General features: G+C 37.0%; 1 protein-coding gene. It reads right to left on the reverse strand.

Annotation, left to right across the window (positions count from 1 at the left end; genetic code table 11):
- Positions 1–154: 154 nt before the first annotated feature.
- A partial coding sequence (locus KP708_RS15520; RefSeq protein WP_215757259.1) for a hypothetical protein occupies positions 155–576 on the reverse strand: 422 nt, incomplete at its 5' end.

Raw genomic sequence — 576 nt, forward strand, 5'->3', positions numbered from 1 at the left:
ATCAAGTTCAGACATTGATACTACCGGAAAACGGTAGTTTTAGCCGCTAAAATTTCTTTGCTTCATGAGCAGACAGAATAATCAGAAAAAAACATTGGTGCAGACCCAGAGCGAATGCAGCGCGCTAGCGCCGCAGGCTGCTCAGGTATAAATATTACTCGGATTTAGAATATACCTTAGGATCAAATCGGTCTCTATAATCTTGAGTAAAAGCTTGGCCTATACCATTTAATCTTGAGTCTAGTGGGCGTGTAAACTTGGCGCTTAAATTAAAATTTGGGTATTTCCCTGTTATTTTTGGATGTAAATAAGCAGCTATTTCTACGTCTGATTGAGATATATATCTTCCTGCCCATTTTTCTATAATATGCTTTAGAGCTCTACTGTGTTTTGGTTTTGTTTTTATTGTTGTCTGAGCATCTAACCATTCATACGCCATCCTAATACAGTCTTCATGCTCGTGAAGAATGTCTGATGGATGTTGGTACTTGAAGCCAATTTTGGCATCGTTAATTTCTTTGTCAGTAAGCACTGTATAATTTCCTCTTATCAAAATACTTAACCAAATATGGTAAT

This window comes from Gluconobacter sp. P5H9_a (genome assembly GCF_018812085.1).
In the GTDB taxonomy this organism is placed as follows: Bacteria; Pseudomonadota; Alphaproteobacteria; order Acetobacterales; family Acetobacteraceae; genus Gluconobacter.